This is a genomic window from Gillisia marina (assembly GCF_000258765.1).
Classification (GTDB): Bacteria; Bacteroidota; Bacteroidia; order Flavobacteriales; family Flavobacteriaceae; genus Gillisia; species Gillisia marina.
This window is the reverse complement of record NZ_AJLT01000003.1, coordinates 1-22437: the sequence shown is the minus strand read 5'-3', so window position 1 is coordinate 22437 and position 22437 is coordinate 1. Positions and strand designations below refer to the sequence as shown.

The following is a 22437-nucleotide window of genomic DNA, read 5'->3' as shown; positions in this document are numbered from 1 at the left end:
TTAATTCAATTTTCCTCCTTTTTCGGTCCACCAAGGATGTACCTCAATCTTTAATCTTCCGGCTTTTACCATAGGATCTAGATTTGCAAGGCTATCCGCCTCTTTTTGCGTTTTGGTATTGTATACTGCGATTCCGCGTATATCACCGTCATCTCCAAATGGGCCAATTAAACTTGCATAACCTTCAACCGCCATGCGTTCCAAATGTGCTAAATGCTGCTGCTGTAATTTTGCGGTTTCTGTAGAATCCTGAGTTCTATTTTCTCCGCTTTTTAAAAATACCATATAGTATTGTTGCATTAAATAAGTACTATCACCCTCTTGATAAGAAAATACTTGATATCCTTCCTCTTTTAACAACTCTGCTTTTTCTTCTAGACTTGGTTCGTCCGTCTTTTTAACTACTTCTTGAGTTTCTATAGTTTTCTCTTCTTTTTTCTCATTACAGGCTATTAATAAACCAACTACTCCTAAAACAAAAATTACTTTTTTCATGATTTACTGTTTTGTCCAGTTTTTAAATGGATTTTTACTTAATTGAGAATTATAATATTGTGAATCTCCTGTTACCTCATCGCCAAGCCAATCTGGTTTTTCAAAAGTGTCTTCTTCAGATTTTAATTCGATCTCAGCCATTGTAAGCCCTTTGTTGTCTCCAAAAAACTCGTCAATTTCGAAGGTGAATTCTTCAGATTTCACAAAATAACGGATTTTTTCAATAACTCCCGGTTCGCAAAGTTTCAAAAGTTCCAAGGCTTCGTCTACAGGAATCTCTTTTTCCCATTCATATCTTGATAAACCACTTTTAGAAGATTTGCCTTTAATGGTGATAAATGCCATTTTATCTTGTATCCGAATTCTGGTTGTTCTTTCCGGATGAGAATTTAGATAACCTTGTTTTATTTCTGAACTTTTAAAGGCTTCAGCTTTGAATTTATTTGAAGTCACTAAAAATTTTCGTTCTATTTCTATCATAAAAATCGGGCGTTATTCTGAAGCTAATTTCTGAATTTCATCAGATTCTATCAATATTTTAGGATATCCGGAATTAGCACAAATATGCATTGCTTTTGCAATCGTTTCAGGATGTATAGATCTATATTTCTTCAACGAACCAACCAATAATGGATTGAAGATTTTAAAACCCTTAACGGCAAGCCTTTCAAAAAATCGCTTTTCTTCCCTGTCTCCTGCAATTAAAGAAGGTTGAAAAATATAGGTGTTTTCTATCCCCTGCTCCAAGACTTCGTGTTGCATTTCCCCTTTCACTTTGTTATAAAAAACGCTGCTATTAGCATCTGCTCCAAGGGCAGAAACCACTAAAAAAGTAGAAGTTTTATTATCTCTACATAATTTTGCTGCGGAAACCGGAATTCCGAAATCAATCTTTTTATAGGTTTCCTTATCCGGAGTTTTACTTTTAATGGTACCAATACAGCAATATACTTCGTCTGCCTGAAAGCTGTCTTTATAGTCTTCTAGTTTCAATAAATCTACCAGATGCTCTTCTAATTTTTCGTGCTCGAAACCCACACTAGATCTGGAAAAAACCTTCACGGTCTCATAAGTTGGGTCGTTCAATAAAATTTTCAATAAATACCCTCCTGTTAATCCTGTTGCTCCTAAAAGTATCGCTGATTTCATAAGTTTTCTACATAATACTCTTCAAAGATAGCTGATTCTAAGCGATCCAAAAATCTTAGTTAAAGAGATCACCAAGCACTGGAGTAATACAAGTTTCCTTAAATTTACAATGTGAAAACCCAGGTCCCAATTCGAAAGATTATTCATATAGATATGGATGCATTTTACGCATCTGTAGAGCAATTGGATAATCCCGATTTACGAAATAAGCCGGTCGCCGTTGGAGGAAGTTCAGAAAGGGGTGTAGTTTCAGCTGCGAGTTACGAAGCTCGAAAATTTGGAGTGAAAAGTGCCATGAGTAGTGTAATCGCAAAGCGAAATTGTCCAAATCTAATCTTTGTTAAAGCCAGATTCGATAGATACAAAGAAATATCAAGTCAGATTCGAGCGATATTTTTGGAATATACAGATTTGGTGGAGCCGCTTTCGTTAGATGAAGCCTATTTGGATGTGACCGAGAATAAAAAAGGGATTCCTAGTGCTACCTTAATTGCCCAAGAAATTCGGGAGAAGATAAAGGAGAAAACGGGGTTGAACGCTTCCGCAGGAATTTCCATCAATAAGTTTATAGCAAAAGTCGCCAGTGATATCAATAAACCCAACGGCCAAAAAACAGTAAATCCTGAAGAAGTAGAGGAGTTTTTAGAGCAATTGCAGATCAGGAAATTCTACGGGGTTGGAAAAGTGACTGCAGAAAAGATGTATCGCTTGGGAATTTTTAAAGGAATTCAACTAAAGGATAAATCCGAGGAATTCCTAACCGAAAATTTCGGGAAGAGCGGTAAGTACTATTATAATGTGGTACGAGGGATCCATAATAGTGAAGTAAAAGCCGATAGAATAAGGAAATCGCTTGGAGCAGAAAGGACTTTCAGTGAGAATATCGCTTCAGAGATCTTCATGATGGAACGCCTTGAAAATATCGCCGAAGAGATCGAACGAAGATTAAAAGGAAGCAAAGTGGCGGGTAAAACTGTTACTCTAAAAATAAAATACAGCGATTTCACACTTCAAACCAGAAGCAAGACTCTGCCATATTATATTGCTTCTAAAGCTGTTATTTTAGATACTGCGAAAGAATTATTGTTTCAGGAAAAGATGAAGAATTCTGTTCGCCTTTTGGGAATCACGCTTTCCAATTTAAATACCGGAAAAAAAGAAACTCATGAAAAGGAGAAAGTGATCGCGGTGCAATTAAAATTTGACTTCTGATTCAATTCAATAAAAAAGCCACTAGTCCGCATTAATTCGCAAACTAGTGGCTTTAAATAATTTTATAAATGTTTATTCTATTTCAGAAATTCTTAAGGTATTAACCATTCCTCGGTTTGCAATTGGCATAGACGCCAAATTGATCATGAAATCCCCAACTTCGGCATATCCATTATCTCGAGCTATATTATTAATGTCCTCTATAGTTTCATCTGTGCTCGAAAATTTATCATAGTAGAAAGCCTTTACCCCCCAAAGCAAGCTTAATTGAGATAAAATTCTATGATTAGAAGTAAAGACCAAAATTGTAGCTTCCGGGCGCCATGCTGAAATTTGAAATGCAGTATATCCACTATTTGTTAGCGTACATATTGCTTTTGCTTTTATTTCATTAGCCATAATGGCTGCATGAAAACATACAGATTTTGTGATATATCTATTGGTTCTTACATGTGGAGGATCATGAGGCACTTTAATTAGTGGAGAATTTTCTACACTTTTTATGATTTGCGTCATTTTTTCTATCACCTGTACCGGATAATTTCCAACTGAGGTTTCTCCACTTAACATTACAGCATCTGCCCCATCCATTACAGAATTTGCCACATCGTTTACCTCTGCTCTGGTTGGAGTAAGACTCGTGATCATGGTTTCCATCATTTGAGTCGCAATAATAACAGGAATTCGTGCTTTTTTAGCGATAAGAACTAGTTGTTTCTGGATAAGCGGAACTTCCTGAGCAGGAATTTCTACCCCAAGATCTCCACGTGCAACCATTAGTCCGTCGCAATACGCAACTATCTTATCGATATTTTCAACGCCCTCTGGCTTTTCAATTTTTGCTATAATTGGAATTTTATGATCACTATGTTCCTTAATCAAATTTTGTAATTCCAATAGGTCTTCCGCATTTCTCACAAAAGAAAGTGCAATCCAATCTACCTCAAGCTCGCAGGCAAAAATGGCATCTTTTATATCCTTCTTGGTAAGTGCCGGTAGAGAGATCTTTGTGTTTGGAAGATTTACTCCTTTTTTGGATTTTAATGGTCCGCCTTGAATAACTTTGGCAACCACCTCATCTGTTTTGTTAGTGCTTACAATTTCAAACATCAACTTTCCATCATCCAAAAGAATATTTTCTCCTGGTTGCACATCTCTTGGAAACTGCTCGTAGTTCATATAAACACGAGAGGCTGTTCCTTTAAATTCTTTTCCGGTAGCAAAAATTATTTCATCTCCAGGGCTTACAATCACTTCCTCCTTCATCTTCCCAACTCTTAACTTAGGGCCTTGAAGGTCGGCTAATATTGCTGCCGTATACCCAAATTCTTCATTTAGATCCCGGATCATTTTAATTCGTTCCTTTACATCTTCGTAATCTGCATGCGAAAAATTAACTCTAAACACATTTACTCCCGCTTCTAGCATATCCTTTAACACAGACTTTTGGCTGGTTGCTGGTCCTAATGTGGCTACAATTTTTGTTCTTTTATTTGCTGGCATTAATCTACAATTAAATTGTTTCTTGATTTTAGCTGATTTACATCAACTACATATGTTGTAATAACTCTGGGTATCCTACTTATGGCATTCAAAAGATCTTGAATAAGCTCTTCCTCTAGATCGTCTTCTATTTTAAAAAAATAATCCACCTTTTTGTACTCTGGAATTAAATACGTGAGCTGGGTAGAAATTTCCTCTTCTACAAATAAAGAACCCGAACTAACTACCTTTTTTACCGATCCTTTATACTTATTTTTGAATAAATAGTAAGTGCGGTATTTCGCAGGCTCTTTAAACGAATAAAGCGGATACATAGCTTGAACTTCTCCGTGATTAAAATCTACATCGCATGGAGCGCGTCTTAAGCTTAGTTGCAGATTCATATTCAATAGAAAAGCCATTTTAAATTCTTCTAAAGAACTGTGAATGGCCAATAAATGATAATTATCCTCTACATCATCCAACAGTAACTTATGGGATAACATACTCTTAATCTTTAAGGTTAAAGATAAAATAAGAATGCAGAATTCTAATAAATTTATAGGATTTTTTGAGTAATATTTACGAAATCGTTATAGTTAGAAGCTATTGATTGCTAGATATCTATCTTAGTTTGAAGCGCATAATAGGCTCTTTTAGAAGCTTTTTCTTCTGCTTTCTTTTTTGAAGTAGCTCTGGCTTTTGCCACAACCTTATCGTCTATCCTAAGTTTTACCGCAAAGTGTTTTACTTCATCTTTTCCAGAATCGTCATAGACATCATAACTAAATTCCTTTTTGGTTTTCTGGCACCACTCTATAAGTAAACTCTTATAGCTTATCACCTTTCCTTCCAGCTGCTCTATATCTACGTAGGGAATGATCACTCTATCGAAAATAAATTTTTTGCAATATTTGTAACCGCGATCCCAGTAAATCGCACCTATAAGAGCCTCGAATAAGTTTCCGTGAATATTAACTCCAAACTGCTCTTTTGGAATATTTGTATGTACATGACTTATAAGATTTAAGTCTTTCCCTAGTTCGTTTAAATGCTTTCTACTTACTACTTTAGATCGCATCTTTGTAAGATAACCCTCATTGCCACCGGGAACTGTTTTAAATAAATAGGCTGCTATAACTGCACTTAGCATAGCGTCACCCAAAAATTCCAAGCGTTCAAAATTTATAGCGTTTCCCGCTTCATCCTTTTGGTTTAAAGATCTATGGGTAAATGCCTTTTTATAAAGATTGATGTTCTTAGGTTTAAAGCCTAAGATCTTTTGAATTTCTATAAAAAAATTCCCGCCTTTAGAAGAACGGGAATTTAATATGTTTCGAATAACACTCATTTCTACAGGTTATTCATCTAATTTTTTAAACAGTACACATGCGTTATGACCTCCAAATCCAAAAGTATTACTCATTACTACATTAACCTCGCGTTTTTGCGCTTTGTTTAAAGTAAGATTTAACTCCGGATCTATATTTTCATCTCGATGTTCATGATTTATCGTAGGTGGTACAATTCCATGCTTTATAGAAAGTATTGAAGAAATAGCTTCAATAGCTCCTGCAGCACCCAACAGATGACCTGTCATGGATTTTGTAGAATTTATATTAATATTCTTCACATGCTCTCCAAAAACTTTGGAAATTGCTTTAAGCTCTGCTACATCCCCTAAAGGTGTAGAAGTTCCATGTGTATTAATTGCGTCTACTTCTTCCGGTTTTAATCCCGCATTTTGTAAACAATTCTCCATTACTGCAACAACTCCAATTCCTTCCGGGTGTGGAGCCGTCATATGGTAAGCATCAGAAGAAAGTCCACCGCCAATTAATTCGGCGTAGATTTTCGCTCCTCGTGCTTTTGCGTGTTCATATTCCTCTAAAACCAAAGCACCTGCTCCTTCTCCTAAGACAAATCCATCTCTGGTTGCATCAAAAGGTCTGGAAGCTGTTTCGGGACTTTCATTTCGTGTAGAAAGCGCATGCATTGCATTAAAACCTCCCATTCCTGCTTTTGTTACCGCAGCTTCAGATCCACCAGAAATAATAATATCGCTATATCCCAAGCGAATGTTATTTAAAGCATCAAACATAGCATTGGCAGCCGAAGCACAAGCAGAAACCGTAGTATAGTTTGCACCCATAAAACCATGACGAATCGAAATATTACCAGGGGCAATATCTGCGATCATTTTAGGGATAAAAAATGGATTAAAACGCGGTGTTCCATCTCCTTCAGAGAAATTGATCACCTCATCCTGAAATGTTTCCAATCCTCCAATTCCCGCACCCCAAATTACTCCAACCCTGTGTTTATCTACAACATCAAGGTCTATTCCGGAGTCTTTTATAGCTTCATCGGATGCAACAATTGCGTATTGTGCAAATCTATCTAGTTTTCTAGCTTCTTTTCGATCGAAAAAATCAAGCGCATTAAAATTTTTGAGTTCACAAGCGAATTTTGTCTTAAACTTTTCAGCATCGAAATAGGTTATAGGTGCACATCCGCTCTTACCGGCCACCAATGCATCCCAATATTCTTCAACATTGTTTCCAATAGGTGTAAGTGCTCCTAAGCCTGTAACTACTACTCGCTTTAACTCCATATAGTACTATCGTTTTTTATTTTGCTTTTTCAATATAAGAAATTGCTTGACCAACTGTAGCAATGTTTTCTGCCTGGTCGTCTGGAATCTGGATATCGAATTCTTTTTCAAATTCCATGATCAATTCCACAGTGTCTAATGAATCAGCGCCTAGGTCGTTCGTGAAACTTGCTTCTGTAACAACTTCGTTCTCGTCAACGCCTAATTTGTCAACGATAATCGCTTTTACTCTTGATGCAATGTCTGACATAATATTCTATTTTAAATTTTGATTAAGTGGCAAAAATAAAAAACTTTACTTTAAAACCGGTTTTTACTTTAAAAATGTGACGGGAATTTACGGAATTTTCATTTAAACCCTTTATTTTTACACTTAATAATTGTTAACAGCGAAGTTTTGTCCGCATCAAAAAGAATATTTCCCAAAAAAATTGTTGTCTTCGCATCCGGCTCCGGCTCTAACGCTGAGAATATTATACGTTATTTTAAAGATTCTAGGACTGCTGAAGTTGTTTCTGTACTATCAAATAAACCTTCAGCAAAAGTTTTGGACCGAGCTCAAAAATTAAATGTAACTGCTCTATATTTTGATAGAACTGCGTTTTATAACTCAAACGACGTTTTACATATTTTAGAAGACACGAATCCAGATCTCATAGTATTGGCAGGTTTTCTTTGGTTATTTCCCTCTTTTATTTTAGAAAAGTTTCCAAATAAGGTTATAAATCTTCATCCTGCGTTGTTGCCTAAATTTGGTGGAAAAGGGATGTTTGGAAATAATGTACACAAAGCGGTATTGGAGAATAAGGAAAAAGAAACTGGAATTACCATACATTATGTAAATGAAAAGTATGATGATGGCCAGATCATATTTCAAAAATCATTTCCCATTTCTTCTGAAGAAACATTAACAAGTCTTACGGAAAAGATTCACGAACTGGAACATCGCCATTTCCCTAAAGTGATCGAAAATTTATTAGAATCTTCAACAATTGATTAATCCTGAAGTTCACATTTATACAGATGGTGCCGCACGTGGTAATCCCGGCCCCGGAGGCTATGGAATTGTTATGGAATGGGTTGGAAAACCTTATAAAAAAGAGTTTTCTAAAGGTTTCAAGCATACCACTAATAATAGAATGGAATTATTGGCGGTAATCGATGCTCTTAAAAAGCTGAAAAAACCGGGGGTTTCGGTCTTAGTGTTTACAGATTCCAAATATGTAGTAGACTCGGTTAAAAAAGGATGGGTCTTTGGCTGGGAAAAGAAAGCCTTTAAGGATAGGAAGAATGCAGATCTTTGGAAAGATTTCCTTGTAGAGTACCGAAAGCACAAGGTAGACTTTAAGTGGATTCGAGGCCATAATAATCATATTCAAAATGAGCGCTGCGATGCACTTGCGGTAGCGGCTTCAAAAGAAAAACGTCTTCTTATAGATGAAGGTTTTTCTGATTAATTTTTCTTCTGAAAATTGATTTCCTAAAATTTCAAAATTGCTAAGGGTCTTGAAAAACAAACCGTATATTTGCAGCACATTTTTGAAACGTAATTATGAGTAAATTATTGATAGTAGGCACAGTAGCCTTCGATGCAATTGAAACCCCATTTGGAAAAACCGATAAAATTTTAGGTGGTGCTGCCACATATATTGGCTTATCTGCTTCTCAATTCAACGTTAAAAGTGCTATAGTTTCTGTAGTAGGAGAAGATTTTCCGCAGGAGCATATGGATCTTTTAACAAACCACGGAATAGACATCCAAGGATTAGAAATAGTAAAAGGAGGAAAAACCTTCTTTTGGAGTGGTAAATACCACAACGATTTAAATACCAGAGATACTTTAGACACCCAACTTAATGTGTTAGCCGATTTTAATCCGGTGGTGCCAGAAGATTTTAAAGATTCAGAAATTGTGATGTTAGGGAACCTTCACCCGCTAGTGCAATTAAGCGTTCTAGAGCAGGTAACTAATCCTAAATTAGTTGTACTAGACACAATGAACTTTTGGATGGACAACGCACTGGAAGATCTTAAGAAAGTGATCTCCAAAGTAGATGTTATTACCATTAACGATGAAGAAGCTCGCCAATTAACTGAAGAACACTCTCTAGTAAGAGCAGCTAGAAAGATCGAAAAAATGGGCCCTAAATATGTAGTGATTAAAAAAGGGGAACACGGAGCATTGTTGTTTCACAAAGACCAAATCTTTTTTGCACCTGCATTACCATTAGAAGAGGTTTTTGACCCAACTGGAGCTGGAGATACATTTGCCGGTGGTTTTACTGGTTATTTAGCGCAGTCTGAAGATATTTCTTTTGAAAATATGAAGAACGCTGTGATCTACGGATCTAGTTTAGCCTCCTTTTGTGTAGAAAAATTCGGAACTGAAAGGATGGAAAGTTTAAAACATCCCGAATTAGAATCACGCTTGCAAGAGTTTCAGAGCTTAACACAGTTCGATATAGAATTAACGCCTACCAAAACCCTGTAATGTCAGGGTTTTTTTTGTGACTAAATTTTTTTCAACCCTATTGAAACCGAAAGGTACTAGTTATGAGTGACGCATTAAAACACGAGTGTGGGATTGCACAAATCCGACTATTAAAGCCCTTAGAATTCTACAAAGAAAAATACGGGAGTGCATTTTACGGAGTAAATAAAATGTATTTAATGATGGAAAAGCAACATAACCGTGGACAAGACGGGGCAGGCTTTGCCAGTATTAAATTAAATACAAAACCCGGGGATAGGTACATTAGCAGATTACGGTCTAATGCAGCACAACCTATTCAAGATATATTTGCACAAATTAATGAACGAATTAATTCTGAATTAAGCGAACATCCGGAATATGTGGATAATGTTGCGCTTCAGAAAAAGAATATTCCCTACATAGGAGAATTGCTTCTAGGACACGTGAGATATGGAACTTTTGGGAAAAATAGCATCGAGAGCGTTCACCCATTTCTTCGCCAAAACAACTGGATGCACAGAAACTTGATCGTGGCAGGGAATTTTAATATGACCAATGTTTTTCAACTTTTCGACAATTTGGTAGAACTTGGGCAGCATCCTAAGGAAAATTCAGATACAGTGACTGTGATGGAAAAGATCGGGCACTTTTTAGATGATGAAGTTCGAAAACTTTACAAAAAATTAAAAAAAAGAAGGATACTCCAAAGTAGAAGCCTCCCCTTTAATTGCAGATAGACTAAATGTTGCAAAAATTTTAAAGAAATCTGCTAAAAACTGGGATGGTGGTTATGCCATGGCCGGATTATTAGGACACGGAGATTCTTTTGTACTTAGGGATCCTGCAGGAATTAGACCCGCATATTATTATAAAGATGATGAAGTTGTAGTAGTTGCTTCAGAGAGACCTGTAATTCAAACAGTCTTCAATGTAAAATTTGAAGATGTAAAAGAACTGGAACCGGGGCATGCAATTATCACTAAAATGGGTGGTGACGTTTCCATAAAACAAATTTTAGAACCGTTAGAAAGAAAAGCATGTTCCTTCGAGCGAATCTATTTTTCTAGAGGTAGTGATGCCGAGATTTATAAGGAACGCAAAATGCTTGGCCGTCTTCTGATGCCCGAAGTTTTAAAATCTATAGATCACGATACCATTAATACTGTTTTCTCATTTATTCCAAATACTGCGGAGACTTCATTCTACGGAATGGTGGAAGCAGCTCAGGACGAATTGAACAAGCAAAAGAATGAAACCATTCTTTCTGAAAAAGAAAACCTTACAGACGAAAGGCTTCAGCAAATCTTGGCGTATAAGTTAAGAACTGAAAAAGTGGCTATTAAAGATGTAAAGCTCAGAACATTTATTACTGAAGATAGCAGTCGGGACGATCTTGTAGCGCATGTTTACGATGTCACCTATGGAGTTGTAAAACCCGAGGACAACTTAGTGATTATCGATGATAGTATTGTAAGAGGAACTACTCTTAAAAAGAGTATCATAAAAATGTTGGATAGATTGAATCCGAAGCAATTGGTGGTGGTTTCTTCTGCACCGCAAATAAGATATCCGGATTGTTACGGAATAGATATGGCTAGGCTGGAAGGCTTGGTTGCTTTTAGAGCAGCTCTGGAACTTTTAAAAGATGCCGGGAAATATGACCTTATAGAAGAAGTTTATAAAAAATGCAAGTTACAAGAGCATTTAGAGGACAAGGATGTAAAGAATTTCGTAAAAGAAATTTACGAACCATTTACAGATCAAGAGATCTCCGATAAGATTGCCGATTTATTAAGTGAGCCGGAAGTGAAGACCAAAGTCAAGATTATTTATCAAACGGTAGAGAATCTCCATAAAGCCTGTCCTGAACATTTAGGAGATTGGTATTTTACAGGAGACTATCCTACTTTTGGTGGTAATCGCGTAGTAAACAGAGCATTTATAAACTTTTATGAAGGAAACGAAGGAAGATCTTATTAAGTAATTCGTTGTTTTTTAACGCATAAACTGCAGTTCAACTATTATCTGGGTTGTTCGTCTAAAAGAGTTTGCGTGACTGAAGTTATTATATATATTAGCAGAGCCATAGCATAAGTAGGTTAAGTTCATGGTAGATTTGGGGCAAAAAAAGGTGGATTCTCATCCACCTTTTTTTATGCGCAATAATGAACAAAAAAAAAGCCGAGTTTCCTCGGCCATTTTCATATAATAAATTCAAGATCTATTTTTCTTTCTCCTGAGCATATCTTGCAGAAACCTCTTTCCAGTTAATCACATTAAAAAATGCATTAATATAATCTGGACGCTTGTTTTGATATTTTAAATAATAAGCGTGCTCCCAAACATCCATTCCTAAGATTGGTGTTCCTCCACATCCAACTTTTGGCATCAATGGGTTGTCTTGGTTTGGAGTAGAACAAACTTCTACTTTCCCACCTTTATGAACACATAACCATGCCCATCCAGAACCAAACTGCGTTGCCCCTGCTTTAGAAAATTCATCCTTAAAAGCATCAAAAGAACCAAAAGCAGTATCAATTGCTGTTGCAAGTTCTCCTTCAGGTTTTCCTCCACCATCTGGTGACATCACTTCCCAATATAAATTGTGGTTATAATAACCACCACCATTATTACGAAGCGCTTTATTGGTCATATCCAAATTCTTAAGGATATTCTCTATCGTTTTTCCTTCATTATCTGTTCCTTCAATAGCATCATTCAACTTAGAAGTGTATCCCGCATGATGTTTATCATGATGAATTTCCATTGTTTTAGCATCTATATGTGGTTCTAATGCATCAAAAGCATAGTTCAATTTTGGTAATTCAAAAGCCATAATTATATGTTTTCTAGTTAGTATTTATTCAATTGATTCAAATTTAGTCATTAGGAAATTTAAAATAAACGTTTTTGTGTTATAAAATACTTAAAGATTATGTTCTATTGGAAGGTTTTATTATCATATTCATTTAATTTAGACCCACGAACACTCACAAAACATCTTTTAGTTGATCAATCCTAATACCTTTACTATATATAACGCATCGGCAGGCTCCGGTAAAACCTTTACGCTGGTAAAAGATTACCTCGTATTACTTTTAAATAGTAGCCGGGATGATGCCTATAAAAACATACTTGCCATAACCTTTACCAACAAGGCTGTAGGAGAGATGAAATCCAGGGTGATTCTTGGGTTGAGTTCTTTGGCTGAAGAAAAAACTCCTACTAATACCGAATCTTTGCTGAAGCTTCTCATGGAGGAAACAAAATTAGAGAAGAGCGAGATCCAAAACCGATCAAAAAAAATCCTGAAGAATATTCTTCATAATTATGCGGCCTTCGATATTTCTACCATAGATCGGTTCACACATAAAATAATAAGAACTTTTGCCAAAGATCTTGGAATCCCGGCAAATTTTGAAGTAGAATTAAATTTAGATCTTATTCTGCAGGAAGCTGTAGATCGGGTTATAAATAGAGCCGGAGAAGAAAAAGAACTCACAAAGGTGCTTTTAAAATTCACGTTGGATAAAACCGACGATGACAAAAGCTGGGATATTAGCAGAGATCTGTTTTCTTTTTCAAAATTGCTCATTCGTGAAAGTCAGCAACAATATGTTCAGCAATTAAAAGGAAAGAGCCTTCAGGATTTCGCCGATTTTTCTGAAAAAATAAAATTGGGAATTACTTTGATTGAAGAAGATATTACGGGCTTTGCTAATTCCTTTTTCGAACTCTTAAATAAATTCGATCTTACCGAAAAAGATTTCAACGGTGGGTACTTATTTAAGTATTTCATCAAAATTAAAAATCAAAATTATTTAAAATTATTTGGAGCTAAATGGCAAGATAAACTTGAAGATTCAGCACTTTACCCACAACGATTAAGTGATAACAAAAAAGCTGTTTTAGATCAACATCAACCTGAAATCGCAGAACTTTTCAATAGATCCAAAAAAGCTATTCTTAAAAGGGACTATTTAAAAGCTATCGATAAAAGTATCATTCCGCTTTCCTTGCTAAGTGAAATTTCCAATGAGATCGATAAAATCAAAAAAGAACGCTCCCTTGTTTTAATCTCCGATTTTAATCCAACTATCGCCAAAGAGATCAACAATCAGCCGGTGCCTTTTATTTATGAGCGCCTTGGGGAACGCTATAAAAATTACTTTATAGATGAATTTCAGGACACTTCAGAAATGCAATGGACAAATATAATTCCGCTTGCAGATCATAACCTTAATACAATCCAATCCAATGATGAGCCTGCGGCAAATATAACTCTGGTAGGAGATGCAAAACAGTCTATCTATAGATTTAGAGGTGGAAAGGCAGAGCAATTTATTGATCTTTGTATGGTAGAAAATCCATTTCAAGTAGAAAAAGAGGTAATAGACCTGCCTTCCAACTATAGAAGTGCAAAAGAAGTGGTGGAGTTCAACAATTCTTTCTTTCAATATGTCTCCAACAAATTTGAAAGTCACACCTATAAAACGCTGTTTCTTAATAGCGCACAGGAACCTGTAAAACAAGAAGGTGGTTATGTGAACATTTCTTTTTTAGAAGCTAAAAAGAAAGAGGAAGAATTAGAACTGCATCCATTAAAAGTATTAGAAATAATTAAAGATCTAGATGCTCAAGGAGTTTCTAGAAGCGATATTTGTATTTTAACAAGGACTCGAAAAGAAAGTTTTGCCATTGCCAATTATTTAAATGAGCAAGGTGTGTCTATTGTTTCTTCGGAATCCTTGTTAGTGTCGAATTCTCCCGAAGTTCGTTTTATAAATAATCTGCTTACTACATCCTTAAATCCGCATGATAAAAATATAAAATGGGAACTACTTAATTACCTAGTTCAAAAATTAGAAATTAAGGATGCTCATAAACTAATCCTGGAAAATTTAGAAAAAGAGCATCAGGAGTTTTTTGCTTGGCTATCAGACTATAATATTTATTTCGATATAAAAAAGATTCAAACATTATCTATCTACGAAGCTGCGGAATATATTATAAGAGCTTTTTCATTAATTAAAGATTCCGATGCTTATCTCCAGTTTTATTTAGATTTTGTTTTCGATTCCTTAAATAATAAAAATATTGGAGTGTCAGAATTTCTGGAGCTTTGGAATCAAAAGAGTGAAAAATTAAGCATCCTTGCCCCAAAGTCTAACAACGCAGTCCAAATTATGACTATTCATAAATCTAAGGGACTGGAATTTCCTATTGTTATTTACCCATTTGCGAATTCGGCGCTGCAAGATGTTACTAGGGAATCTATTTGGTTGCCCTTGCCGGAAGGTTTAAATGACATTCCAATTGGTTATTTAAAAGCTTCCAAAGGAATGCTGGATTGGGGAGAGACAGAAGCAAATGCATATCAGGAGCTTTTAGATAAAACAGAATTCGACAGCATTAACATTCTATATGTGGCTTTTACCAGAGCAGCCCAACAATTATATATAATTTCTAATTTGGATGTATCGGCTAAAGGAGAAATCAATGAAAATAAGGTGTCCGGCTTGCTTATTGGCTATTTAAAAGACAATAATTTATGGAGTGATGAAAAGGAAACTTTTGAGTTTGGCACAAAGGTTATGGAAAATTATCAAACATCAGAATCTTCAACCAATCTTAAAAATAGTCATTTTTTCTCCTCTTCCACACAAAATAATGCAGTACAGATAATGACAAAATCTGGCTTGTTATGGGATTCGCTTCAGGAAAAAGCAATTTTAAAAGGGGATTTATATCATGATATTTTTTCTGAAATAGATACTATCGAAGATATGTCTTCAGCAATTCAAAAATTCACGCTAGGGGAAAATTTAGAAGAAAGTGAACTTCAGGAATTAGAGAGATTAATTTCAGAAGTGATCCTTCATCCAGAACTTTCAGAATATTATTCTTCTGAAGCCGTCGTAGTTAAAGAGAGAAATATTTTAAGCCCAAATGGAGAAGTTTTGCGTCCCGATAGATTGAACATAAAAGACAAGTTTGTTACCATTATAGATTATAAAACGGGTTCTTTTCAAAAGACGCATCAACTCCAAATGGAGCAATATGAAAACGTCCTAAGTGAAATGGGATATAGTGTACTCAAAAAAATACTCATATATATTAATACAGAAGTGAACATAGCAATTGTTTAAAAGATGTTTATTTTTGAAAAAAAATTGAAATTATGTACGGATCAATAAAAGAGCATTTACAAGCTGAAATAAAAGAAATAAAGGAAAACGGACTTTATAAAAAAGAGCGAATCATTACATCTCCTCAGGGAGCGGCTATAAAAATATCTACCGGAGAAGAAGTTATTAACTTTTGTGCAAATAACTATTTAGGGCTTTCATCTCATCCAGATGTAATCCAAGCGGCTAAAGATGCTATGGATTCTCATGGCTTCGGAATGTCCAGCGTTCGTTTTATTTGTGGAACTCAGGATATCCATAAAGAACTGGAACAAAAAGTAGCAGATTTCTACGGAACTGAAGACACTATTTTATATGCGGCCTGTTTCGATGCTAATGGAGGAATTTTCGAGCCCTTATTATCTGCAGAAGATGCAATAATCTCAGATTCTTTGAACCACGCCTCTATTATAGATGGCGTTCGTCTTTGTAAAGCAGCAAGATATCGTTATGCGAATGGCGATATGGAAGATCTTGAAAAGCAATTGCAAGCCGCGACAGAAAAAGGAACTAGATTCAAATTGATCGTTACAGATGGTGTATTCTCCATGGATGGCCTTGTTGCTCCTTTAGATAAAATATGTGATCTAGCCGATAAATATGATGCGCTGGTTATGGTAGATGAATGCCATGCAACCGGATTTATTGGAAAGACCGGGATTGGAACTATGGAAGAAAAAGGAGTCCTAGGTAGAATAGATATTATTACAGGAACCTTTGGAAAAGCTCTTGGTGGTGCCATGGGTGGTTATACCACAGGAAAAAAAGAGATCATTGACCTATTGAGACAACGTTCCAGACCATATTTATTTTCAAATTCCTTAGCACCTTCTATTGTTGGTGCATCCATCAAGGTGTTTGATATGCTTAAAAACGACACGAGTTTAAGAGACAAGTTGGAGAGCAACACAAAATACTTTAAAGAAAAAATGAAGGCGGCCGGCTTTGATATCATCGATGGGGATTCTGCAATTGTGCCGGTAATGTTATATGATGCGAAGTTATCTCAAGATATGGCAGATAAGTTATTAGAAGAAGGGATTTATGTAATTGGATTCTTTTTCCCGGTGGTGCCAAAAGATAAGGCAAGAATTCGAGTTCAGCTTTCTGCAGCACATGAACAAGAACATTTAGATAAAGCCATAGCTGCATTTACAAAAGTAGGGAAAGAACTGAAGGTGATATAAATGAAAATCTCCCCAGTTATTGGAGGAACCATTAATATTTTCTTAAAATCTAAGATTTATTCTGTTAATCAGATTGCTCGAAAGTGTATGATAATAGGCCTATTTATGGAGGAAAATTGAGTAAATCCCTTTAAATACGGTGTATCTCGCGGTCAATTAAGAAAACTTTATTAATTTTATCTTTGTTAATATCTAATTAGCATATACTTTTGCTTGAATTAACACAAAAAACTAAATCAACAAATATGAAACATCTTAGCAGATTTTTATTAGCTTCAATGTTTGTTTTGGGCTTCTCTTCAATGCAAGCACAAGACGCAAACAACCCATGGGCCATCGAAATTGGCGTAAACGCGGTTAATTATGGTGGTACTGGTGACGACACTCCAGGTATGATCGGAAACGGTGTAGCCGGAGGAGGATTCGGAGACCAGTTTTTCGATACTGACCAATGGAATATCCTTCCTTCTGTTTCTAGACTTTCTGTTTCTAGATACGTAGGTGGTGGATTCGTAGTTGAGGTTGCAGGTTCTGTTAACCAAATAGATACATTTGGAAAGCAAAGTGTAGATGATTTATCTTACTACGCTGTAGATGGTATGGCTAACTATAGCCTTAGAGCTTTATTGAACGACGGATGGTTTGACCCACAACTTGGAGTTGGTGGTGGTTACAACTGGTTAGATTCAGAAGGTAATGGAACTTTAAACGGTAAAGCTGGTTTTAATATCTGGTTCTCAGATAATATCGCTTTAAACGTACAATCTACTTACAAACATGCTTTTAAAGATGAAGCAGATTCTCATTTCCAACATGCTGCTGGTCTTAAAGTAATCTTCGGAGGAAAAGATACTGACGGTGATGGAATATATGACAAAGATGATGAATGTCCTGAGACTGCTGGTTTAGCAGAATTTAACGGATGTCCTGATACTGATGGTGATGGAATCGAAGATCGTAAAGATGCTTGTCCTAACGAAGCTGGTTTAGCTGAGTTTGACGGATGTCCTGATACTGACGGTGACGGAATTGCTGATCCAAAAGATGAATGTCCTACTGTTGCTGGAATTGCTGCAATGAATGGATGTCCTGATGCTGATGGTGATGGAGTAAAAGATAGTGAAGACGAATGTCCTAACGAAGCTGGTCCTAAAGAAAACAAAGGATGTCCTTACAAAGATATGGATGGTGATGGTGTTTTAGATAAAGATGATGAATGTCCAGAGGTTGCAGGAACTGCTGCTAACAACGGATGTCCAGAGCCAACTGCTGAAGCTATTAAAGAATTAAATGAGTACTCTAAAACAGTCTTGTTTGATACTAACAAAGCTTCAATTCGTCCTGATTCAGGTGAAGCTTTAAAATCTATTGCAGACATCATGGAAGAATATTCAAACACAATTTTCCATATTGAAGGTCATACAGATTCTCAAGGAAGAGACGAATACAACATGAACTTATCTAAAGAGCGTGCTGCTTCTGTTAGAGACTTTTTAATCTCTGCTGGAGTTCCTGCTTATAGATTGACTTCTGAAGGTTATGGTGAAACTAGACCAATTGCAACTAACAAGACTGCAAAAGGAAGACAAGATAACAGACGTGTTGAAATTTCTTTAGACAAAGACAAAGAAATGAAAGACACTAAAAAAGATTCTACAGATAAAATGTAGTATTAAAAATCTTTAAAGTTTTTTTAAAAACGCCCCGATTCTTCGGGGCGTTTTCTATTTTTAACCCATGACGTCTTTTATCTCCCAAATCCTTAAGCAACTCCTATCACAGGATAAGGATATCTCTAATTTGATCTTTGTTTTTCCCAGCAAACGTGCAGGAGCTTATTTAAGGAAAGAACTGGGCGATCTGGTGGATAAACCTATCTTTTCTCCAGAGGTTATTAGTATTGAAGAATTTTCAGAAAAGGTATCCGGATTAAAAACTATAGATTCTGTACATACCCTATTCGAATTATATGCTGTATATAAAGAACTCACCCCGAAAGAGCAACAGGAAGATTTTGAGAGTTTTGGAAATTGGGCACAAACCCTTATTCATGATTTCAACGAGATAGATAGATATCTCATAAAGCCAGAGAAAATCTTTAATTACCTTTTTGAAATTCAGGATAAGAATCATTGGTCTTTAGGTGAAAACCAAACAGACATCGTTAAAAACTACTTAGTCTTTTGGAAAAAACTTCCTGAATATTACAGCTTACTTAAGGAAAATCTTTTAAATAAATCTGAAGGCTATCAAGGATTAATCTATAGGCATGCTGCCGAAAACATAGATGAATTCGCCAAGCCGAATGCCGAAAACTACATATTTCTGGGCTTTAATGCTTTAAATAATGCCGAGCAGCATATTATCCAATCGATGTTGGCCAACAAAGCAAGGATCTTTTGGGACATCGATGAAGTCTTTCTAAAAGACAACAACCATGATGCCTCCTTATTTATAAGACAATACCTTGAAAATTGGCCATATTATAAAACCAATGCATTCGAATTCGCTTCGAACACCTATAATTCTGAAAAGGAAATTGAAATTATTGGCGTTCCGAAAAATATTGGACAAGTTAAATTTGTTGCAGAAACACTTTCAGAATTAAATAAGGAACAATTAAATTCTACCGCATTGGTGCTAGGTGATGAGTCACTCCTGCTCCCAATGCTCAATTCCATTCCTTCAAATATTGAAGCGCTCAATATTACCATGGGATATCCCTTGAAATACAGTGTATTTTCAAGTTTCTTTGAAAAATTATTCGAAATATATCAAATAGAAAATAACCAGATCTATTATAAAGATGTGATTGCCATCCTGAGTTCTCCCCTTATTATCAAGGCAACTAATTTTATATCGGAAGAGGTTATAAATAAGATTAAAACTGAAAATTTACTCTATCTAAGCAAACAGCAAATAGAAGGCTTTTTTTCAGCAGAACAGCAGAAATTAATATTGGCTTGCTTCCCGGATGTAAAACTAACCCCAGAGCAAGTTTTACTTCGATTTGAAACCATAATAAGGCACTTTAAAGAACTATTAGATAAAGACGAAGACAGTCTTTCCCTTGAGTTTTTATATCACTATCATCTAGTGGTACAACGACTAAGTAAATTAATAACCGAATTCCCACATTTCACCTCTTTGGTTTCCCTTCTTCAATATTTTAGGGAATTTAGTAGTTTACAATCATTAGATTTTCAAGGAAAACCTTTTCAGGGTTTACAACTTATGGGAATGCTGGAAACCCGAGGTCTGGATTTTGAGACTGTTATTCTTACTTCTGTAAACGAAGGGATTCTACCGGCAGGTAAAAGCAATAATTCTTTTATCCCTTACGATCTTAAAAAAACCTTCAACCTTCCCACGTATAAGGAGAAAGATGCCATTTACACCTACCACTTTTATCATTTGCTTCATAGGGCTAAGAAAATTTACTTACTCCATGATACCGATACCGAAAGCCAAATGGGTAGTGAAAAGAGCAGATTTTTACTGCAATTGCTACACGAAGAGCAACCTGCACATAAAATAACTACTTCTCTTATCTCTCCCGAAGTTCCGGTAGTTAAAAATGAACTTCAAAAGATTCAAAAAACTCCTGAGGTTCTCGAAAAATTGAAACTACTAGCCGGACGAGGATTTTCACCCTCGGCACTTACCACTTATATTAGAAATCCTTTAGATTTTTACAAACAATACATCCTTGGGATTAGAGATAATGAAGAAGTTGAAGAAACTGTTGCTTACAATACACTAGGGACTGTTGTCCATGATACTTTAGAAGTATTTTATAAGCCTTTTATAGGGAAACCGCTTACTTTAGAAAACCTGAAGGAGCTCAAAAAATTAACAGCACAAGAAGTAAAGAAACAGTTTGAGAAAACCTATAGTAAAGCACCTTTAAGTTTAGGCAAGAATCTCTTGATATTTGAGGTTGCAAAGCGCTATGTGATCAATTTCCTGAATATGGAAATAAAAGACTTAGAAGCCGGGAAGAACATCATTATAAAAGAAGTGGAATCTAATCTGAGTTCAGCACTTACTATTCCTGAACTTGATTTCCCTATTCATATTCGAGGAAAAGTAGATCGCGTAGATTTAGCAGATGGAGTTTTAAGAATAATAGATTACAAGACAGGAAAAGTGATGCAAAATCAGTTAGAAATAGCAGATTGGGATTTGCTTACCTCCGATTATGATAAATATTCGAAACCTTTTCAAGTCTTAACTTATGCTACTATGCTCTTAAATAACAAAGAAAATAATGGAGAAGTAGAAGCCGGAGTGATTTCCTTTAAAAATTTGAAAGCAGGTTTTTTAAAGTTCAGTTTAAAAGAAAAACAAGGCAGTAAACCAGTAAAAAATTCAAATATTTCAGAAGAAATTCTAAGTAATTTTCAGGAGCAATTAAATCTATTAATATTAGAAATTTGTGACCCGGAAATTCCATTTATAGAAAAAGAACTAAAACCCGCTTATGGAGCTTATTAAAAAGAATAATATTTTAATTACAGGTGAACATGATAAACCAATTTTAACCGATGTGGTTTTTACCGAAGATTCGAAACCTAAACCTATAGTTATCTTTTGCCACGGTTATAAAGGCTTTAAAGATTGGGGAGCTTGGGATATGATGGCTAAAGAATTTGCTGAAAAAGGCTATTTTTTCCTGAAATTCAATTTTTCTCATAATGGTACGACTCCAGAGAATCTTACAGAATTTATGGATATTGAGGCTTTTGGAGATAATAATTACACCAAGGAATTAGACGATCTTCAATCTGTAATAGATTGGTTATTTCAAGCAAATTCTGAATATTCAAAATACATAGACACGTCAAACATTACCCTCATCGGGCATTCGCGTGGTGGTGGAATAAGTATAATTAAAGCTGCTGAAGAAAGTAGGATCACCAAGTTGGTAACTTTTTCTTCGGTATCAGACTTTGCTTCAAGATTTCCTTCAGGAAAAATTTTAGAAGGTTGGAAAGAGAAAGGAGTGAGCTATATTGTAAATACCAGAACGAAACAACAACTGCCTCATCACTTTCAATTTTATAAGAATTTTAAAGCAAATGAAGAGCGATTAAACATTTCCAGAGCTACAAAAGCATTAAAAATTCCGCATTTAATTGTACATGGCAGCAAGGACACTTCGGTGCCTTTAAGTGAATCTGGCGATTTATTCAAATGGAGCCCAAATCCAGAATTATTATTGGTGGAAGGAGCAGATCATGTTTATGATGTATCACATCCTTGGAATAGCGGTAAATCATTACCAGCAAATTTTCAATATGTACTAGATGGCACTTCAAAGTTTATTGCTGAAAAAGCGCCAACTCCTATAAAAAAATAGCAATTTTTAGAAGTCAAATTATTTTTCGCTCCTATAAATAAATGTTTAACTTTGAAATCGAATTAGGGGGATTAGCTCAGTTGGCTAGAGCGTTTGGCTGGCAGCCAAAAGGTCATCGGTTCGACTCCGATATTCTCCACAATCAAAAGCTTTAAGGCTAGTCCATGAGGTATGTATTTGGAACTACTTTTAAAATAGGGACATCCCGATAGCTATCGGGACTTTAAATTAAAACCCTCAATGAGGGAAACCATCCTTTTTGGGATGGTTTTTTT

18 protein-coding genes, 1 tRNA gene and 1 pseudogene are annotated in these 22437 nt (G+C 35.6%); 11 read left to right on the top strand and 9 right to left on the bottom strand.

Going from position 1 to position 22437, the window contains the following annotated elements; all coding sequences use genetic code 11:
- The 3 genes from ON07_RS00860 to ON07_RS00850 are packed head-to-tail and all read right to left on the bottom strand — an operon-like array spanning window position 1 to window position 1644.
- Window positions 1-495, bottom strand: coding sequence for a YciI family protein (locus ON07_RS00860; protein ID WP_010227421.1), 495 nt, complete (start codon window positions 493-495; stop codon window positions 1-3).
- 3 nt (window positions 496-498) lie between these two features.
- On the bottom strand, window positions 499-975 hold the full coding sequence (locus ON07_RS00855; protein ID WP_010227418.1) for a CYTH domain-containing protein: 477 nt from the start codon (window positions 973-975) through the stop codon (window positions 499-501).
- A 12-nt stretch (window positions 976-987) separates the two neighbouring features.
- Complete coding sequence (locus ON07_RS00850; protein ID WP_010227416.1) at window positions 988-1644, bottom strand: NAD-dependent epimerase/dehydratase family protein; 657 nt, start codon at window positions 1642-1644, stop codon at window positions 988-990.
- A 111-nt stretch (window positions 1645-1755) separates the two neighbouring features.
- On the opposite strand from ON07_RS00850, the gene dinB reads away from it, so the two are divergent.
- Window positions 1756-2856, top strand: a complete 1101-nt coding sequence (gene dinB, locus ON07_RS00845; RefSeq protein WP_010227414.1) for a DNA polymerase IV — start codon at window positions 1756-1758, stop codon at window positions 2854-2856.
- A gap of 72 nt (window positions 2857-2928) precedes the next feature.
- Here dinB and pyk read toward each other — a convergent pair whose 3' ends face one another.
- From pyk to ON07_RS00820, 5 genes are all read right to left on the bottom strand, one after another.
- Window positions 2929-4359 (bottom strand): pyruvate kinase, encoded by a 1431-nt coding sequence (gene pyk / locus ON07_RS00840; protein WP_010227413.1) that lies wholly within the window; start codon window positions 4357-4359, stop codon window positions 2929-2931.
- Complete coding sequence (locus tag ON07_RS00835; RefSeq protein WP_010227412.1) at window positions 4359-4844, bottom strand: IPExxxVDY family protein; 486 nt, start codon at window positions 4842-4844, stop codon at window positions 4359-4361. The genes pyk and ON07_RS00835 overlap by 1 nt, the downstream gene beginning before the upstream one ends.
- 110 nt (window positions 4845-4954) lie before the next feature.
- Window positions 4955-5689, bottom strand: coding sequence for a ribonuclease III (gene rnc / locus ON07_RS00830; RefSeq protein WP_010227411.1), 735 nt, complete (start codon window positions 5687-5689; stop codon window positions 4955-4957).
- A 9-nt stretch (window positions 5690-5698) separates the two neighbouring features.
- Entirely contained in the window at window positions 5699-6952 is a 1254-nt protein-coding gene (gene fabF, locus ON07_RS00825; RefSeq protein WP_010227410.1) for a beta-ketoacyl-ACP synthase II, read from the bottom strand.
- Window positions 6953-6968: 16 nt separating this feature from the next.
- A complete protein-coding gene (locus ON07_RS00820) occupies window positions 6969-7202 on the bottom strand; it encodes an acyl carrier protein (protein WP_010227409.1) in 234 nt (77 codons plus the stop codon).
- A gap of 147 nt (window positions 7203-7349) precedes the next feature.
- Between ON07_RS00820 and purN the strand changes: the two genes are divergently transcribed.
- The 4 genes and pseudogenes from purN (at window position 7350) to ON07_RS14045 (ending at window position 11405) form a co-directional block, all read left to right on the top strand.
- A complete protein-coding gene (gene purN / locus ON07_RS00815; RefSeq protein ID WP_010227408.1) occupies window positions 7350-7952 on the top strand; it encodes a phosphoribosylglycinamide formyltransferase in 603 nt (200 codons plus the stop codon).
- Window positions 7945-8409 (top strand): ribonuclease HI, encoded by a 465-nt coding sequence (gene rnhA / locus ON07_RS00810; RefSeq protein ID WP_010227407.1) that lies wholly within the window; start codon window positions 7945-7947, stop codon window positions 8407-8409. The genes purN and rnhA overlap by 8 nt, the downstream gene beginning before the upstream one ends.
- 95 nt (window positions 8410-8504) lie before the next feature.
- A complete protein-coding gene (locus ON07_RS00805; protein ID WP_010227405.1) occupies window positions 8505-9443 on the top strand; it encodes a PfkB family carbohydrate kinase in 939 nt (312 codons plus the stop codon).
- Between the two features lie 62 nt (window positions 9444-9505).
- Window positions 9506-11405 (top strand): annotated as a pseudogene (locus tag ON07_RS14045) (amidophosphoribosyltransferase).
- Window positions 11406-11646: 241 nt separating this feature from the next.
- On the opposite strand, the gene ON07_RS00795 reads toward ON07_RS14045, so the two are convergent.
- Complete coding sequence (locus tag ON07_RS00795) at window positions 11647-12261, bottom strand: superoxide dismutase (RefSeq protein WP_010227403.1); 615 nt, start codon at window positions 12259-12261, stop codon at window positions 11647-11649.
- Window positions 12262-12433: 172 nt separating this feature from the next.
- Here ON07_RS00795 and ON07_RS00790 point away from each other — a divergent pair, with 172 nt between their 5' ends.
- The 6 genes from ON07_RS00790 to ON07_RS00765 all read left to right on the top strand — a co-directional run bounded on the left by ON07_RS00790 (window position 12434) and on the right by ON07_RS00765 (window position 22301).
- Entirely contained in the window at window positions 12434-15574 is a 3141-nt protein-coding gene (locus tag ON07_RS00790; RefSeq protein ID WP_010227402.1) for a UvrD-helicase domain-containing protein, read from the top strand.
- A gap of 32 nt (window positions 15575-15606) precedes the next feature.
- Window positions 15607-16800, top strand: coding sequence for a glycine C-acetyltransferase (kbl, locus tag ON07_RS00785; protein ID WP_010227401.1), 1194 nt, complete (start codon window positions 15607-15609; stop codon window positions 16798-16800).
- A gap of 245 nt (window positions 16801-17045) precedes the next feature.
- Window positions 17046-18470, top strand: a complete 1425-nt coding sequence (locus ON07_RS00780; protein WP_010227400.1) for an OmpA family protein — start codon at window positions 17046-17048, stop codon at window positions 18468-18470.
- Between the two features lie 67 nt (window positions 18471-18537).
- Complete coding sequence (locus ON07_RS00775; protein WP_010227399.1) at window positions 18538-21297, top strand: PD-(D/E)XK nuclease family protein; 2760 nt, start codon at window positions 18538-18540, stop codon at window positions 21295-21297.
- Entirely contained in the window at window positions 21284-22162 is an 879-nt protein-coding gene (locus tag ON07_RS00770) for an alpha/beta hydrolase family protein (protein WP_010227398.1), read from the top strand. The genes ON07_RS00775 and ON07_RS00770 overlap by 14 nt, the downstream gene beginning before the upstream one ends.
- Before the next feature lie 65 nt (window positions 22163-22227).
- Window positions 22228-22301 (top strand) — tRNA-Ala (locus ON07_RS00765).
- Window positions 22302-22437 lie beyond the last annotated feature (136 nt).

Excerpts from the sequence above, each read along its gene's own strand:
- ON07_RS00860 (WP_010227421.1), bottom strand. The coding sequence starts at position 495 with ATGAAAAAAGTAATTTTTGTTTTAGGAGTAGTTGGTTTATTAATAGCC.
- ON07_RS00855 (WP_010227418.1), bottom strand. The coding sequence starts at position 975 with ATGATAGAAATAGAACGAAAATTTTTAGTGACTTCAAATAAATTCAAA.
- ON07_RS00850 (WP_010227416.1), bottom strand. The coding sequence starts at position 1,644 with ATGAAATCAGCGATACTTTTAGGAGCAACAGGATTAACAGGAGGGTAT.
- pyk (WP_010227413.1), bottom strand. The coding sequence starts at position 4,359 with ATGCCAGCAAATAAAAGAACAAAAATTGTAGCCACATTAGGACCAGCA.
- ON07_RS00835 (WP_010227412.1), bottom strand. The coding sequence starts at position 4,844 with ATGTTATCCCATAAGTTACTGTTGGATGATGTAGAGGATAATTATCAT.
- rnc (WP_010227411.1), bottom strand. The coding sequence starts at position 5,689 with ATGAGTGTTATTCGAAACATATTAAATTCCCGTTCTTCTAAAGGCGGG.
- fabF (WP_010227410.1), bottom strand. The coding sequence starts at position 6,952 with ATGGAGTTAAAGCGAGTAGTAGTTACAGGCTTAGGAGCACTTACACCT.
- ON07_RS00820 (WP_010227409.1), bottom strand. The coding sequence starts at position 7,202 with ATGTCAGACATTGCATCAAGAGTAAAAGCGATTATCGTTGACAAATTA.
- ON07_RS00805 (WP_010227405.1), top strand. The coding sequence starts at position 8,505 with ATGAGTAAATTATTGATAGTAGGCACAGTAGCCTTCGATGCAATTGAA.
- ON07_RS00795 (WP_010227403.1), bottom strand. The coding sequence starts at position 12,261 with ATGGCTTTTGAATTACCAAAATTGAACTATGCTTTTGATGCATTAGAA.
- kbl (WP_010227401.1), top strand. The coding sequence starts at position 15,607 with ATGTACGGATCAATAAAAGAGCATTTACAAGCTGAAATAAAAGAAATA.
- ON07_RS00780 (WP_010227400.1), top strand. The coding sequence starts at position 17,046 with ATGAAACATCTTAGCAGATTTTTATTAGCTTCAATGTTTGTTTTGGGC.
- ON07_RS00775 (WP_010227399.1), top strand. The coding sequence starts at position 18,538 with ATGACGTCTTTTATCTCCCAAATCCTTAAGCAACTCCTATCACAGGAT.
- ON07_RS00770 (WP_010227398.1), top strand. The coding sequence starts at position 21,284 with ATGGAGCTTATTAAAAAGAATAATATTTTAATTACAGGTGAACATGAT.